The organism is Gemmatimonadota bacterium (assembly GCA_016720805.1).
Lineage (GTDB): Bacteria > Gemmatimonadota > Gemmatimonadetes > Gemmatimonadales > GWC2-71-9 > Palsa-1233.
On the sequence record JADKJZ010000002.1, the window covers coordinates 241618 to 257808 of the forward strand.

Annotated in this window: 13 protein-coding genes and 1 pseudogene; 13 read left to right on the top strand and 1 reads right to left on the bottom strand. The window is 68.6% G+C overall.

Annotated elements, in window-relative coordinates; translation table 11 throughout:
- The first annotated feature begins 51 nt into the window (after window positions 1-51).
- The 11 genes from IPP98_04395 (at window position 52) to IPP98_04445 (ending at window position 11046) form a co-directional block, all read left to right on the top strand.
- Window positions 52-378, top strand: a complete 327-nt coding sequence (locus IPP98_04395; protein ID MBL0178354.1) for a hypothetical protein — start codon at window positions 52-54, stop codon at window positions 376-378.
- Window positions 378-968: an HAD family hydrolase gene (locus IPP98_04400; GenBank protein ID MBL0178355.1), complete on the top strand. Its 591-nt coding sequence runs from the start codon at window positions 378-380 to the stop codon at window positions 966-968. Before IPP98_04395 ends, IPP98_04400 begins: the two co-directional genes overlap by 1 nt.
- Window positions 965-2377: a cardiolipin synthase B gene (locus IPP98_04405; protein MBL0178356.1), complete on the top strand. Its 1413-nt coding sequence runs from the start codon at window positions 965-967 to the stop codon at window positions 2375-2377. The genes IPP98_04400 and IPP98_04405 overlap by 4 nt, the downstream gene beginning before the upstream one ends.
- Window positions 2378-2402: 25 nt before the next feature.
- The gene (locus IPP98_04410; protein MBL0178357.1) at window positions 2403-2957 is read left to right on the top strand and encodes a sigma-70 family RNA polymerase sigma factor; all 555 of its coding nucleotides are present in this window, start codon (window positions 2403-2405) and stop codon (window positions 2955-2957) included.
- Window positions 2950-3279: a hypothetical protein gene (locus IPP98_04415; protein ID MBL0178358.1), complete on the top strand. Its 330-nt coding sequence runs from the start codon at window positions 2950-2952 to the stop codon at window positions 3277-3279. Before IPP98_04410 ends, IPP98_04415 begins: the two co-directional genes overlap by 8 nt.
- Window positions 3276-3848 (top strand): hypothetical protein, encoded by a 573-nt coding sequence (locus IPP98_04420; GenBank protein ID MBL0178359.1) that lies wholly within the window; start codon window positions 3276-3278, stop codon window positions 3846-3848. Before IPP98_04415 ends, IPP98_04420 begins: the two co-directional genes overlap by 4 nt.
- Complete coding sequence (locus IPP98_04425) at window positions 3835-5163, top strand: TolC family protein (protein ID MBL0178360.1); 1329 nt, start codon at window positions 3835-3837, stop codon at window positions 5161-5163. The genes IPP98_04420 and IPP98_04425 overlap by 14 nt, the downstream gene beginning before the upstream one ends.
- A gap of 68 nt (window positions 5164-5231) precedes the next feature.
- On the top strand, window positions 5232-5918 hold the full coding sequence (locus tag IPP98_04430) for an ABC transporter ATP-binding protein (protein ID MBL0178361.1): 687 nt from the start codon (window positions 5232-5234) through the stop codon (window positions 5916-5918).
- A gap of 1 nt (window position 5919) precedes the next feature.
- On the top strand, window positions 5920-7413 hold the full coding sequence (locus tag IPP98_04435) for an efflux RND transporter periplasmic adaptor subunit (GenBank protein MBL0178362.1): 1494 nt from the start codon (window positions 5920-5922) through the stop codon (window positions 7411-7413).
- Window positions 7414-7420: 7 nt separating this feature from the next.
- Window positions 7421-8626: an ABC transporter permease gene (locus IPP98_04440; protein MBL0178363.1), complete on the top strand. Its 1206-nt coding sequence runs from the start codon at window positions 7421-7423 to the stop codon at window positions 8624-8626.
- A 110-nt stretch (window positions 8627-8736) separates the two neighbouring features.
- Entirely contained in the window at window positions 8737-11046 is a 2310-nt protein-coding gene (locus IPP98_04445) for a carbohydrate binding family 9 domain-containing protein (GenBank protein ID MBL0178364.1), read from the top strand.
- 93 nt (window positions 11047-11139) lie between these two features.
- On the opposite strand, the gene IPP98_04450 is transcribed toward IPP98_04445, so the two are convergent.
- The gene (locus IPP98_04450; protein MBL0178365.1) at window positions 11140-11598 is read right to left on the bottom strand and encodes a hypothetical protein; all 459 of its coding nucleotides are present in this window, start codon (window positions 11596-11598) and stop codon (window positions 11140-11142) included.
- Between the two features lie 152 nt (window positions 11599-11750).
- Between IPP98_04450 and IPP98_04455 the strand changes: the two genes are divergently transcribed.
- Window positions 11751-13199: a hypothetical protein gene (locus IPP98_04455; protein MBL0178366.1), complete on the top strand. Its 1449-nt coding sequence runs from the start codon at window positions 11751-11753 to the stop codon at window positions 13197-13199.
- A gap of 407 nt (window positions 13200-13606) precedes the next feature.
- Window positions 13607-16039 (top strand): annotated as a pseudogene (locus IPP98_04460) (DUF3131 domain-containing protein).
- Window positions 16040-16191: the final 152 nt, after the last annotated feature.

The following is a 16191-nucleotide window of genomic DNA, read 5'->3' on the forward strand; positions in this document are numbered from 1 at the left end:
CTGGTCGATCAGTACGGCAAGCTCTCCATCCTGGGGATCTGGCGGCACCTGATGGTCGGGCAGTTTCCTGGCGTCCACCCGCGCGCGCACCTGGTGGTGCATGTGCGCGGGCGGCGCACGGAGGTCGGCCAGCATCAAGTCACCGTGCGATTGGTCGATCCCAATGGCGACTCCCTGTTCGAGCAGAACGGGATGATGGAAGTGAACGAGCCGCCGGCCGGCGTCATGGATCTGGACGCGCCGCTGGTGCTGGTCTTCGACGTGCCGCTGTCGGTGCCGGGTGAATACGCCTTTGTCGTCTTCCTCGACGGCGACGAGGCGGCGCGCGTGCCGTTTCTCGCCTCCGCCGCCGCGCCCCAGGGCGGGATGGTGCACTGATGACCGCCACGGCGTGGCCCCGCGAGCGCGCCTGGCAGCTCATGACCGAATGGACGGCGTCGCCCGCACTTCGGGCGCACATGCATGCCGTGGAGCTCTGCATGCAGCATCTGGCGCCCCGCTACGACGGTGATCCGGCGTGGTGGGGCGTCGTCGGCCTGCTGCACGACTTCGACTACGAACGCTTTCCCAACGCCGATCAGGCCGCCGACGCGGAGCACCCATCGGAGGGCGTCCGTCACCTCCGCGCGCTTGGCTTCCCCGATGAGGGGTGCGAGGCGATCCTCGGCCACGCGGCCTTCACCGGCGTGCCCCGCGTGACCTCGCTGGCCAAGGTGCTCTTCGCCGTCGACGAACTCGCCGGCTTCCTGGTGGCCTGTGCGCTGGTGCGGCCGTCGAAGTCGCTGGCCGATCTCGAGGCGCCCTCGGTGCTCAAGAAGCTCAAGGACAAGGGCTTCGCACGCGGCGTCTCGCGCGACGATGTCCGGGTCGGCGCCGAGGAGCTGGGCGTGCCGCTCGACGCACTGATCCGCGACCTGCTCGTCGCCCTTCGCCCGCACGAACAGGCCCTCGGTCTGGGCATCGCATGACCCCCTCGCCCGTGCGCCTCCGCGCGGGAAGCGGTGGGCTCGTGCGCGCGCTGGATCGCGCGGCCGGCATTCAGGTCATCCCCGGCAACGCGGTCACCATCCTGGTCGATGGTCCCGACACCTACGCCGCCATGCACGCGCAGATCGCCGCGGCCACCCGACGGATTCATCTCGAGAACTACATCATCCACGATGACGAGGTGGGTCAGGGCTTTGCTGATGCCCTGATGGCGAAGGCGCGGGCCGGCGTGACGGTGCGGGTACTCTATGACTGGGCTGGGTCGTTCGGCACGTCGCGGCGCTTCTGGCGTGCCCTCCGCGAGGCCGGCGTCGACGTGCGGGCGTTCGGACCGCCGCGTCTCCGCGATCCGCTGCTCTTCTTTGCCCGAGACCACCGGAAGCTGTTGGTCGTGGATGGCGCGGCGGCGGTCACGGGCGGCCTCTGCATCGGAGATGAGTGGGTCGGCGATGTGGCCAAGTCGCGGCGCCCCTGGCGGGACACGGCGGTGGCGATCGTCGGCCCGGCCGTCCGTGCCCTCGAGGGGGCCTTCATTCGGGCGTGGACCTTCGCCGGGGGAGCCCCCCCGGATGACACCAACGAGCTCCCGCCCGACGTCGAGGAGGCTGGTGACACCGCCGTTCGGGTCGTGGCGACGGAGCCGGGTCGGGAACGGGCCTACCGGACGATCGACCTGATGTTGGGGGTCTCCGGGGAGCGGATCTGGGTCACCGAGGCCTATCTTGCGGCGCCCCAGCGGATGTATCAGGCGTTCCAGGACGCCGCGCGGGACGGGGCCGACGTCCGGTTGCTCCTCCCCGGATCGAGCGACCTGCCGACGATCAGAAACCTCGCGCGGGTGGGCTATCGTCCGTTATTGCGGGCTGGGGTCAGGATCTGGGAGTGGACCGGCCCGATGCTTCATGCCAAGACGATCGTCGCCGATCGGCACTGGACCCGGGTGGGCTCCAGCAACTTGAATGCGTCTTCGCTGTTGGCGAATTGGGAACTCGATATCTTTATCGACGATGAGGCTATTGGCGAAGCGATGGAACAGCAGTTTCGGTTGGACCTGACCATGGCTCGCGAGGTCCTCCTCCGGCCGCGCCGCCTCCCAGCCCTCTTCGGTCGGGTGGTCCCTGGCAAGCTTGACCTCGCGGCCCCCGCCGGGGAGGTGCCTGCCCACGCCCGGAGCGGTTGGGAGCGGGTCCGGGTGGCTGCGGTGATCGCCGGGGGGCTGGCCCAGGGGGCGCGGGCGGCCGTCTTCGGCCCCCTCGCCCTGGTCCTGTTGCTGCTGGCCGTCGCTTTCGTGCTCTTCCCGGCGACGATGGCGGTGGCGGCCGCGATCCTCTCGGGATTGGCAGGGGCCGCGCTCGCAACCCGGGCCCTCAGCCATCGGGAGCGGGGATGATCAACCTCCCCCAGCGGGGAAGCGTATGACGGGCGTGGATGAAGCCGCGCTCGCCGCGCGTGCCGCCAAGGGAGATGCCGAGGCCTTCGGGGCCCTCGTGGACCGGCACGCACCGATGGCTCGACGGGTGGCCTACACCATCCTCGAGGACCGGGAAGACGCCGACGACGCGGCTCAGGAAGGGTTTCTCTCCGCCTGGCAGGCGATCGCGCGGTACGACCCCCGTCGGGCCTTCCGGCCCTGGCTGATGCAGATCGTGGTGAACGCCGCCCGGGACCTCCGGCGGCGGCGCCGGGTTCGAACGACCGAGATGCTCGACCATGTGTCGGCCGCCTCTCGGGACGACCCGGCGAGGGAAGTGGGAGCGATGGATCTGGGCGAACGGCTGAACGCCGCGCTGGCCACCCTCCCCGAGCGGCAACGATTGGCAGTAGTCTTGTTCGATGCAGAAGGGTATCCGCAGGCCGAAATCGCGGCGATGTTGGGGATTCCCGAAGGGACAGTGAAGTCGGATGTGTTCCATGGACGTCGGGCGCTCAGAAAGGTGCTCGGCTCGGTGAAGGAGGAGTGGGATGAGTGACATCAGTCCGTTTTCGGCGACGCGGGACGACGAGCTTGGCTCGGCGGTCCGTGCTGCGTTGGAGCCGATGCATCACGAGGCGTTCGTCGCCCGGGTGCGCGCACGGATCGGCCAACAGGGGCGCGCCTGGGAAGACGAGCTGGCCGGCTGGTTCTGGCAGGGTCTCGTGGCCGCCTCGCTGGCCACGGTCCTGGCGGGCTGGGGCTGGAGCCGCCCTGCAACCAATACCACGGTCGAAGCATCGGTTGCCAGTGAGCTCCTGGACGGCAAGCGGCCTGGCGCCGACATCCTGCTGGTCGCGATGACGTCGGGGGATCGTTGACCACCTCGCGCACCCGCGCGGTCACCCTGCTGGTCACGGCCCTCGTGGTCGGGATCATCGTGGGCGGCACCGCGTTGACCGTGGCGGTGCGCGAAGGCAAGGCCGACTTCGTCTTCCGGGGGATGCGTGGTCCCGGCGGACGCGGCAATGGTGGTCGCGACGGTGGCGGGAAGCACACGGAGTGGCTGGCCCGGGAGCTCAACATCACGGTTGACGCGGTGGTGGCGGACAGCATCAACGCGATCTATTGCCGACGGGTCGTCGGCATCGATTCGGTGCTCGCCTCCTATCAGGAACGGAATCGCCCGATGATGGACTCCCTCTATGAGGGGATCCGTCCGGAGATCGAAGCCCGTCGCGATCAATCACGCTCCGGCATCCGGGCACTCCTGACGCCCGACCAACGTGCGAGGTACGACTCGATGATCGCTGTGGACGATTCCAGCCGCCGTGCAATGCGCAGCTCTGGCCCGCGACCGTTCCGCCCTGCAGGACCCTGTTATCCGGGCACCACTGACGGACCGAATGCACCGACTGGACGAGGAGGATCACCCCGTGGCACGCGCTGAACATCTCTTCCGCGCCGCGACTGCGGCGCTTTTGTTGACGGCTTCGGCCACCGCCCCGCTCTCGGCCCAGCAGGCCCCCGCGGCGATCACGCTGGCCGAGGCGCTCCGCCGCACCGAAGAGGTGACGCCGGGCGTCGTCTCGGGTCGCGGCTCGGTGCGCAGCGCCGAACTGGCGGTGCGTCAGGCCAAGTGGGCGTTCGTGCCGCAGATCACGCTGCAGCCGCAGGCCAACCTGCAGATGAACTCGGGGCAGTCGCGCGTCGACCCGATCACCGGCGCGGTCGTCAGCGGCAACACGACCAACCCGAGCTACGGCATGAACGTCTCGGCGTCGCTGCCTTTGTTCGACGGCTTCGCGCGGAACCACTCGCTCCGCGCCGCCCGCGCCCGCGAGGACGCCGCCGACGCCAACTACACCACGTCGCGCTTCTCGGCGGCACTGGCGGTGACCAACGCCTTCTTCGACGCCCTGGCCAACAAGGAGCTGCTGCAGGTGAGCGCGGCGGCTGTGGCGCGCGCCGAGGAACAGCTCAAGGTGGCAACTGCTCGGCTTCGGTCCGGATCGGGCCAGCGTACCGACTCGTTGACCGCCCTGGTGACGCTCGGCCAGGCCCGACAGAACCGCCTGACGGCCCAGGCCAACTTGGCGAATGCCGAGGCGAACCTCGGCCGTCTGGTGGGCAGTGAGTCGCGCGTCGCCGCCATCTCGGATTCGGCATTCTATCGGACACCGGCGGCGCTCGACACCACGTCCCTCCGCGTTGAGGCGATGCAACAGGCACCGGCGCTCCGCAGCTCGGATGCCAGTCTCCGTGCGGCGAAGGCGCAGCTTGGGCAGCAGAAGGCGGCGTATTTCCCGACCCTCAACGTCTCGGCGTCGAACAACTACAACGCCAGCAAGACCAACGATTACACGCTTGAGGCCCGCCGGCAGCTGTTGGTCGGTTTCAGCATCACGCCGTGGACCAACTATCAGCGCGAGACGCAGATCGAGAATCAGTCGATCGCGGTCGACAACGCCGAAGCGACATTGGCCGACCAGCGCCGGCAGATCTCCGCGCAGTTGACGCAGAATTTCGCGTCCTTGGCCAATGCGCAGGAAGCGATCGAGGTCGCCAAGGCCTCCGTGCAGGCCTCGGAAGAGAACGTGCGGGTGGCGGAGCAGCGCTACCGGCTCGGCGTGATGACGATCGTCGAGATGATGCAGATCCAGGAACAGCTCACGCAGGCGCAGGTCAACGAAGTGCAGGCCCGCTTCACCTATCTGCGCACCAAGGCGCAGATCGAGTCGATCGTGGGCCGGAGGTTGCCGTAATGGCGAAGGACATCAGCACGACCGCCGAGCGCATGGCGATGTTGCCGGCGGACGTGCCGCGGGATGCGATCATCGTGACCCGCAATCTCAAGCGCGAGTATGTCATGGGCACCGAGGTGGTCCGCGCGCTGCAGGGCGTGGACATGACGATCCGGAAGAACGAGTTCGTCGCGATCATGGGCCCGTCGGGCTCCGGCAAGTCCACGATGATGAACATGATCGGCTGTCTCGACACGCCGAGCGAAGGCGAGTACTGGCTGAACGGCTACCGGGTGAGCGACCTCGACGACGACGCGCTGGCCCGGATCCGGAACAAGGAGATCGGCTTCGTCTTCCAGACGTTCAACCTGCTGCCGCGTGCCTCGGCGCTGGCGAACGTCGAACTGCCGATGGTCTACGCCGGCGCCTCCTCGAAGGAGCGCCGGAGCCGGGCGGAAGAGGCCCTGAATCAGGTCGGCCTCGGCAACCGCATGCACCACCGCCCGAACGAGCTGTCGGGCGGGCAGCGCCAGCGCGTGGCGATCGCCCGCGCGCTGGTGAACCGTCCGTCGATCATCCTGGCGGACGAACCGACCGGCAACCTGGACTCGGCCACCTCGGTCGAGATCATGGCGCTGTTCGAGACCCTGCACCAGCAGGGGCAGACGATCATTCTCGTGACCCACGAACCTGATATTGCCGCGCACGCCAAGCGCCAGATCGTCCTCCGGGACGGCAAGGTGGCCAGCGACGCGAGCAGCATGGAGAAGCACTAAAGTGAAGCAGCCCATCCGCCTCCTCGCCGTCCTTGCCCTCGTGACGGCCACCGCCTGCAAGAAGGAAGAGCCGGCGCCGGTCTACGAGGCCGTGGCCATCGGCAAGCGCGACATCATCGTGACGGCGCAGGCCGCCGGCGCGATCAATCCCGACACGATCGTGGACGTGAAGTCGCGCGCCTCCGGCGAGATCACCGACCTCGCGGTCGAGACGGGGCAGCTGGTCCGGCGTGGCGCCCTGCTGGCGCGCGTCGATCGGCGCGTCCCGCAGAACCGGGTGTCGCAGGCGGAAGCGGCGGCGGAAGTGGCGACGGCGCGGCTCCGGAACGCCGAGGCGCAGCTGCGCCGGGCCAAGGAGCTCTTCGCGTCGCGGGCGATCACCGAGCAGGAACTCGAGACCACGACACTCGACGTCGCCAACTCGAAGGCCGCGGTCATCTCGTCGACCATCGACCTCGAGAACGCCAAGATCGCGCTCGAGGACACCGAGGTGCGCGCCCCGATCAACGGGACGATCATCGCCAAGAACGTCGAGCGCGGCACCGTCATCTCGTCGCCGGTGAGCGACGTTGGCGGCGGCACCGTGCTCCTCAAGATGGCCGACCTCACCCTGGTGCAGGTCAAGACCTTCGTCGACGAGACCGACATCGGCAAGCTGCGCGTCGGGCTCGAGGCGAACGTCACGGTCGACGCCTATCCGAACCGGCCGTTCAAGGGCGAGCTGCTCAAGATCGAGCCGCAGGCCGACACCATCCAGAACGTGACGATGTTCCCGGTGCTGGTGCGGATCGACAACAAGGACGGCTTGCTCAAGCCAGGGATGAGCGCCAACGTCCGGATCGGCGTCGGCGAGCGGCGTGACGTGCTCGCGGTGCCGAACGCAGCGCTGCGGACCGAGCGTGACGTGGCCAGCGCGGCCACGGTGCTTGGCCTGGCCGAGGCCGATTTCAAGACGATGCTCGAAGCGGCCAAGGCCGCGGCGGCGCCGCCGGCCGGCACGCCGAGCCCCGATGGCGCGCTCGAATTGCAGGGCAAGGGTGGCGCACCGGTCGACGCCAAGCCGGCGACGGATCCGAAGGCCGCGGCGGGGGCCACCGGCCAGCGTGGCGCGGCGGGTGGGCAGACCGGCCGCGGCGGCGCCGGCGGGCAGACGGGTGGCCGGGGTGGACGCGGCGGCGGCAACGGCGACGCCTTCAGCGGCGGCACCTACATCGTCTTCGTGCAGCGCGACGGGAAGCCGACGCCGGTGTACATCAAGACCGGGTTGACCGACCTCGACTACTCGGAAGTGAAGAGCGGGCTCAAGGAAGGCGACATGGTGCTCATGCTGCCGAGCGCCTCGCTGATCCAGGGCCAGCAGAACCTGCAGAACCGGATGAAGTCCATGAGCGGCGGCCTCCCGGGCCAGTCGAACACCGCGGCGCCGGCCGCTGGTGGGGCGGGCAAGGGTGGGGCGACGCCGGCGGCTGGTGGCGCGAAGCCCGGAGGGCGTTGATATGCTGATCGGCGAGACGATTCGAGTCGCGTTGGCCTCGATCCGGGCCAACAAGCTGCGGGCCCTGCTGACCATGCTCGGCGTGATCATCGGCGTCGCGGCAGTCATCACCGTCGTGGCGATGGGGACCGGGGCGCAGAAGGCCGTCGAGGACAAGATCAACTCGCTCGGCGCCTCGCTGGTGCAGATCAACGCCGGCCAGGGGATGAACCGCGGCGTGGCGACGCAGGATCGCGCGGCATTGCTCGTGGCCGACTACGAGGCGCTGCGGCGTGACGCGACGACGCTGAGCGAGGTCGTCCCGGAGCTGCAGAAGAACCAGCAGGTCCAGCTGGTGTCGACGAACATCAACACCTCGATCGTCGGCACCACGGCCAACTATCCCAAGGCGCGGAACTACACCATCACCACCGGCCGGATGTTCACCGATGGCGATGATGCGGCGCGGCAGCTCTATGCCGTCGTCGGCTCCGACGTGCCGAAGATGCTGAACGTCAACGCGGGCGCCATCATCGGCCAGCAGATCCTGATCCGGAAGCTGCGCTTCGAGGTCATCGGCGTGCTGTCGTCGAAGGGCTCGCAGGGGTGGCAGAATCCGGACGAGCAGATCCTGATCCCGCTGAACACCGCGCGCTACCGCGTCTTCGGCACCGACCGGCTCCGCTCGATCGCCGTCGTCGTCCGCGACAAGGTGCCGATGGAGCAGGGGATGGTCGAGGCCGAGCGGATCATGCGCCGCGAGCACAAGATCCGCCCGGGCGCCGACAACAACTTCCAGATCGTCTCGCCGAAGGAGTTCCTCGCGACGCAGCAGCAGACGTCCGAGACCTTCTCGCTCCTGCTCCTCGCGATCGCCGGCGTCTCGCTGCTGGTCGGCGGCATCGGCATCATGAACATCATGCTGGTCTCGGTCACCGAGCGCACCAAGGAGATCGGCATCCGGAAGGCGCTCGGTGCCACCAAGTTCACGATCATGGGCCAGTTCCTGATCGAGGCGCTGGTGCTCTGCCTCGCCGGCGGTCTCGTCGGCATCCTGCTCGGCTGGGGCGCCTCGTCGATCGTCTCGCAGAAGCTCGGCTGGAGCACGGTGATCTCGCCGGTCGCCGTCGGCGTCGCCTTCGCCTTCTCGGCGCTGGTCGGCCTCTTCTTCGGCCTCTGGCCGGCGCGGCGCGCCGCGAGCCTCGATCCGATCCAGGCGTTGCGGTACGAGTAATCGGCGATCAGCGAACAGCGAACAGCGAACGGCGGTGTCGAGGGAAGATCTCCTCCCGACACCGCCGTTCGCCGTTCGCCGTCCGCCGTTCGCTCCACTATCTTCGCCCCATGAAATTCCTCCTCCCCGCCGCCCTGCTGCTCCCCGCGCTGCTCCCGGCGCAGTCCCCGACCCATGCCGTGACGCCACCACGGGTCGAGGCCGAGGTGGTGATCGACGGCCGTCTGGATGAGGCGGTCTGGCGGCAGGCGACCCGGCTCGATGGTTTTCATCAGTTCCAGCCGGTGGACTCGCGCCCGGCCGAAGACTCGACGGTGGTGCTGGTCTGGTACTCGCCCACGGCGATCCACTTCGGCGTCCTGGCCTACGACCGGGTCCCTGAAGGGGTGCGGGCCACCGTCTCCGACCGCGACAACATCGGCAGCGACGATCAGGTCACCGTCTTCCTCGACACCTTCAACGACCGTCGCCGTGCCTACTTCTTCGGCGTGAACCCCTACGGCATCCAGGACGATGGGGTCAGGAGCGAGGGCGGCTTTTCCACCAGCAGTGGCATGTCGGGGAGCACCGACCGCAATCCCGATTTCCTCTGGCAGAGCAAGGGGATGAAGACGGACTTCGGCTGGGTGGCCGAGATTCGCGTCCCCTTCAAGTCGTTGCGCTGGGGTGGCGGGGAGATGCTGACGTGGGGACTCAACGTGCAGCGCACGACGCGCCGCACGGGGTACGACGACACCTGGACCGATGTTCGCCGCGCCAGCGCCTCGTTTCTCGGGCAGGCTGGTACGATCACCGGGATCCATGACATCAAGCGCGGGGTCGTCACCGAACTCCAGCCGACGCTGACGGCGGAACTGCCGGGGACCAGGTCGTCGAACGGCAGCTTTGACCGCGGCGACGTGCGCACCGAAATCGGCGGCAACTTCCGGCTGGGCTTCACGCAGGTGACACTCGACGGCACCATCAATCCGGACTTCTCGCAGGTCGAGTCCGACGCCGGGCTGGTGACGATCAACGAACGCTTCGCCCTCTTCTTCCCGGAGCGGCGCCCCTTCTTCCTCGAGGGGATCGAACTCTTCGCCTCGCCGAACAACCTGGTCTACACCCGCACCGTGGCGAATCCGCTCGCAGGCGGCAAGGTGACCGGCAAGTACGGCGCGTGGACGGTCGCCCATTTGACGGCGCTCGACGAGTTCGGCGCGGCGCGTGACGGCAGCGCGACCGCCGACACGCGCAGTCTCGCGAATCTGACCCGACTGCGCCGCGATGTCGGCGACAACTCCGTGGCCGGGATCACCCTCACCAACCGGGACGAGGATGGCCATCACAATCGGGTCATCTCCGCCGACACGCGGATCGTCTTCAACAAGCTCTACTACTTCCAGGGGCAGCTGGGCGCGTCGTTCACCAAGGACGACCGCTCCGACAAGTTCCGTTCCGATCCGCTCTGGGATCTCGAGGTCGACCGCACCGGCCGCGCCTTCGGCTTCAACTACAAGATCACCGCGATTGGCAATGACTTCGAGACGTGGAGCGGCTTCGTCAATCGGACCGGCATCGCGACGGCGCGCGCCTTCAATCGCTACTCGGTCTACGGCTCGCGCGGCGCGCTGGTCGAGCAGGCGACCGTGTTCGGCGGCATCTCGCGGATCTACCGCTACAGCGAACTCGGCGGCAAGGCACTCGAGGGCGGCCAGGAGCTGAACGCCTCGATGCGGCTCCGCGGCGGATGGAATCTGAGCAGCCGGGGCGAACTGGCCTTTGTGCGCTTCGATCCTGCCGCGTATGCCAACTACACGGTCGATCGAACCACTGTCGGCCTTGGCGCCGTCCCGCAGCCGTTCCCGCTTTCCTCCGGCATCTACGATGCGCTTGGCGCCTCCCTGTCGATCTCCACGCCGACCTGGCGGCTCTGGCAGGGCTCGCTGCGTGTCGAGCGCGGTACCAAGGCGATCTTCCCCGAAGCCGCCGAGGCGCGCGGAACGTCGGCCACGGCGTCGATCACCATGCGCCCGTCGCCGGCAGTGCGCGTCTTCGGGACGCTCGCGGTGCAGAAGCTCGAACGGAAGCGTGACGGCAGCGAGTTTGCGCGCACGGTCCTGCCGCGCCTCAAGGTCGAGGTGCAGCCGAACCGGTCGCTCTTCTTCCGCATGGTGGGGGAGTACCGCAGCGAACGGCAGTCGATGCTGATCGATCCCGTCTCCGGGGATCCCATCCTGATCAACGGCAGCGCCTCGCCTGCTCGGCAGACCGACCGCCTCCGCGTCGACTGGCTCGCGTCCTACGAGCCGACGCCCGGCACCGTCGCCTTCCTCGGCTACGGCTCGACGCTGCGCGGCGACCGGCCGCTGACCTTCCGCGCGCTGGAGCGGACGGAGGATGGATTGTTTGTGAAGGTGGCGTATTTGTTCAGAAGGTGAACGGTAAGCGGCAAGACGTGAGACGTAAGAGGTGAAACGGGTGCCCCACTGACTCCGTTTCACCTTTTACGTTTCACGGCCGTTGTTCACCGTTCACCCCTTCGCTCTCGTCCCCGTAATCGGCTGGGCCCCACCCATGTCGAGGTTCAGCCCCTCGATGTTCCGTTCGAGCGTTCCCTTCAGCGTGTCGCCGTCGACCTCGAAGCGATAGGTGCTGATCGAGGTCCGCACCATCTCCTCGCCATTCATGTTCATCTTCGCCTCGCCGATGGAGACGAAGGTCACCGCGCCAGCGGTGAGCTTGGCGGCGACCCGCTTGGCCGGGCGCTCCGGCTGGCCTTCGATCGGGTCGTTCTTCAGCATCCCGATGATCGAATCGCCGACCACCGAGAAGGCGAAGCTCCCCTTGGCCATGATGGCGGTGGGGCCCTCGGGGCCGATCCGCATCCCGGCGGGGACGGTCACGTTCCACGTCCCGACGAGGGGATGGGACTGGGCGGCGAGGGCGCCCGGGAGGAGGAGGAGGGCGGCAAGCAGCAGGGGACGACGCATGGCGAGGCAGCTCCGGTAAGAAGAGGATGGGCGACTCCCCGAAGGATGCACGGCCGGGGCACACAGTCGCGTTATCGGCCGGTCAGACGTCTCCATCAGACGATGGAGCGTCGGACATGTGCCGCGCCCCCCACTCGGGACGCCGGACTATCTTGCGAAGCCTGCGCCAGAGGCGACGGGGGAGACATGTCGGCGCACCGCTGACCGCCATTTCCCGCTACCCGCCACCCGAGGTCGCTGTCATCAATATCACCTTCCCGCCGCGCTTTCTGGCGCGGCTTTTCCGGTCGCCGGATGGGCAGGACGAGATGCTCGCCGGGCCGATCCGCGGCGAGCTGCTGGGGAGCGAGCACCTCGCGGCCCGGGTTCGTGATGCGGCCCGTGCCCAGCGACTGACCAAGGCCCGCCGTCCGCGCACGACACCCCGCCTCCTCGCGCGCCTCGACGACACGCGCCACATTCTCGACGACGCGCATGCTCGGCTGATGACCGTCGCCGACGACGTCGACATCTCTCCCGCCGGCGAATGGCTGCTCGACAATTATCACGTCGTGCAGGAGCAGATGCGCGAGGTGCGCACCACGCTGCCACGCGGGTACTACCGTGAGCTGCCCGAACTCGCGAGTGGCCCGCTGGCGGGCTATCCGCGCGTTTACGAGCTGGCGATCCTCCTGATTTCGCACAGCGAGGGGCGGCTCGACGCCGAGAACATCGCGCTCGTGCTGGGTGCCTTCCAGGAGGCAACCCCGCTGGCGATCGGCGAGCTCTGGGCCATCCCCGCGATGCTCCGCCTCGGCCTGCTGGAGAGCGTGCGCCGCATGGCGCTCCGGACGGTGCAGCGTCTCGACGAGATCGGCGGCGCCGATGCGTGGGTGGCGCGGATCCTTGCCGCTGACGAGGAACGCCCCGAGGCCCTCCGCGAAGTACTGGGCGAATTCGTCGCCGAACCCCCGGTGCTCTCGGCCGTCTTCATCTCGCGCCTCCTGCGCCAGCTTCGCGCGAGCCGCGGCGCGTTTCCGCCGCTGGCCCGCCTGGAGGCGTGGATCGGCGATCACGGCCTCCCCGCCGAGGAGGCCGACGCTCAGGCGACGCAGCGGCTGGCGCTCACGCAGTTGATGATGGCCAACAGCATCACCTCGATGCGGGCGATTGCGCAGATCAACTGGCGCGACCTGGTCGAGCAGCAGAGCGTGATGGATGCCGTGCTGCGCGGCGATCCGTCGGGCGACTATCCGCGGATGACCTTCGCCACGCGCGACTGGTATCGCCACGAAGTGGAGCGGATCGCGAAGCGAACGAGGCTGCGCGAGGAGGTGGTGGCGGCGCACGCCATCGCCCTGGCCGAGCAGGCGGAGTCCGGCGCGGCCGATGACTGCCGCCGGCACGTGGGCTACTACCTCGTCGATCACGGCTGGCGTCACCTGGTCGAGCGCACCGGGTACCGGGCCGGCCCCCGGGAGGCGTTGCATCGCTGGGTCTGCCGCCATCCGACGGCGGTGTTCGCCAGCGGCCTCGTGGCCGCCGCGTGTGCCGCCGTGGCCGCGGTCCTCTGGCTGGCGGAGCCCGCCGCGCACCCGACTGGCCCGTGCTCGTCCTGCTGACCCTGCTGCCGGCGATCGATGTCGCCGTGAACGCGCTCAATCAGCTCGTCACGGCGGTCCTGCCGCCGCGGGTCCTCGCGAAGCTCGACTTCCGCGAACACGGCATTCCCGACGGCTGCCGCACCGCGGTGGTGATTCCCACCCTCTTCGACAGCGTCGCCGCGGTCGAGGACGCGCTGGAGAATCTCGAGGTGCAGTTCCTGGCCAATCGCGAATCGAACCTCCACTTCGCGCTGCTGAGCGACTTCACCGATGCGGCCACGGAAGTGGTCGACGGCGACACCGCGATCGTGGACGCGGCGACCGCGGGGATCCGCCGTCTCAACGCGCGCTACGCGCCCGACACCGAGGACGCCTGCTACCTCCTCCATCGCCCCCGCCAGTGGAACGCGGCCCAGGGCGTCTGGATGGGATGGGAACGAAAGCGCGGCAAGCTTGGCGATTTCAATCGCTTCGTCCGTGGCGACGACCATGGCGCCTTCAGCGAGACGATCGGCAACATGATGGCGCTGCGGCAGGTGCAATACGTCATCACGCTCGATGCCGACACGATGCTGCCGCCGGACGCCGCCCCGCTCCTCATCGGGACACTGGCGCATCCACTCAACCGCGCGGTGTACGACGCCGACCGCGGCCGGGTCGTGCGCGGCTACGGCATCCTGCAGCCGCGCGTCGCCGTGTCCCTGCCGAGCGCGCACGCGTCGCACTTCGCCGCGATCCACTCGGGACATCCCGGCGTCGACCCGTACACGACCGCCGTGTCGGACGTGTACCAGGATCTCTATGGCGAGGGTTCCTTCACCGGGAAGGGGATCTACGACCTCGACATCTTCGAGCGGGCGACCGGCAGCCGCTTCCCCGAGAACACGTTGCTCTCGCACGACCTGATCGAGGGGAACCACGCCCGCGCGGGGCTGGTCACCGACATCACGGTCTACGACGACTACCCGACACGATACCTGACCTGGACGCGTCGCAAGCACCGGTGGATCCGCGGCGACTGGCAGCTGCTCTCCTGGTTGCGCCGTTGGGTACCGAGCCCCGGAGGCCGCGAACGAAACCGCCTCCCCTGGCTGTCGCGCTGGAAGATCGTCGACAACCTTCGCCGCAGCATCGTCGAGATTGCCTTGCTCGTGATGCTCATCGTGGGATGGGCGGTGGTGCCGGTCACGCCGCTCCGCTGGACGCTGCTCGCCCTCGGCGCGATCGCGGCCCCCTGGCTCATGGCACTGCTGCTGGCCGCCCTGCGCCCACCGCTCGATGCCTCGTGGCGGGCCTACTATGGCGCGGTTGGTCGCGACGCACTGACCTCGCTGCAACAGCTGGCGATCGCGGTGGCCGTCCTGCCGCACCAGGCCTGGACCTCAGTCGATGCGATCGGGCGCACGCTCTACCGGCTCGGCATCTCGCACCGCTTCCTCCTTCAGTGGCAGACCGCGTCCCAGGCGGAGCAGGGCACGGCCGACAGCCTCGATGCCACTTGGCGCGCCATGGCGCCCGCCCTGACCGCCACCGCCGCCCTCGTCGCGCTCGCCGCGTGGGTGGCGATCCGACACGGCGTGGACGGCACGGCCCTGGTGGTCGGCATTGTTCCGCTGCTGCTCCTCTGGGCCGCGGCGCCGGTGGCCACTTGGCGGTTGAGCGCGACGCAACACGTCGAACCGCAGCTTCGGCCAAGCGACCGTCCCGATCTGGAGCGCTATGCCGCGCTGCACTGGGCGTACTTCGAGCGCTTCGTCACGGCCGAGACCCACTGGCTGGTGCCCGACAATTTCCAGGACGATCCGGAACCGGCGATCGCCATGCGGACGTCGCCAACCAACATCGGCCTGCAACTGCTCGCGACGGTGAGCGCGCACGAGCTCGGCCTCATCTCCCTCGAGGTGATGACGGGCCGGCTCGAGGCGACGTTCGCCTCGCTCCGGGAGATGGCGCGCTATCGTGGCCACTTCTACAACTGGTACGATCTCCACACGCTCACGGTCCTGCCGCCGGCGTACATCTCGACGGTCGACAGCGGAAACTTCGCGGGGCACCTGGTGGCGCTCCGGCAGGGCTGCCTCGCCCTCGCCGGCACAGGTGACTGTCAGGCGCGGCTCGAGGCGATCGCCGAGCAGGCCTACGGCTTCGCGATGGCGATGGAGTTCGGCTTCCTGTACGACAAGGAGCGGCAGCTTCTGTCGATCGGCTATCAGGAAGGGAGTCATGCACTCGATCCGTCGTCGTACGACTTGCTCGCCTCCGAGGCACGCCTCGCCTCTTTCTTCGCCATCGCCAAGAATGACGTCCCGGTGGAGCACTGGTTCCGCCTCGGACGGACGCTCACCCGCGCGTCGGGAGCGACCGCGCTGGTCTCGTGGAGCGGGAGCATGTTCGAGTACCTGATGCCGTCGCTGGTGATGCGCGCGTTCCCGTCGACGCTGCTGGACCAGAGCTGTCGTGGCGCCGTGGCCAGGCAGGTCGCCCACGGGGCGTCGCACGGCGTCCCCTGGGGAATCAGCGAGAGCGCCTACAACCTCCGCGACCGGCACTTCATCTACCAGTACCGTGCCTTCGGCGTTCCCGACCTGGCCCTCAAGCGCGGGCTTGGTCGCGACCTGGTCGTCGCGCCCTACGCGTCGGCGCTCGCGATGCAGGTGGACGCGCCGCGCGCGCTGGCCAATCTTCGTCTCCTCGAGCGCGAGGGGGCGATCGGCCGATACGGCTTCCGGGATGCCATCGATTACACCCGTCCCGTTCCCGGCGAGCGACTCGCGGTGGTGCAGTCATTCATGGCGCACCACGTGGGGATGGGCCTGGTCGCCTTCACCAACGTGCTGCGCGGCGACGTCTGGCAACGGCGCTTCCACGCCGACCCGCTCGTGCAGGGGGCCGAGCTCCTGCTGCACGAACGGATTCCGCGGCGCGTCGCGCTGCAGCCCACGCAGTCGGCGCAAACCGCCGAGGCCAGGCCAGCGGCCGACGCCGACCGGCCGTCGATCCGGACCATCAC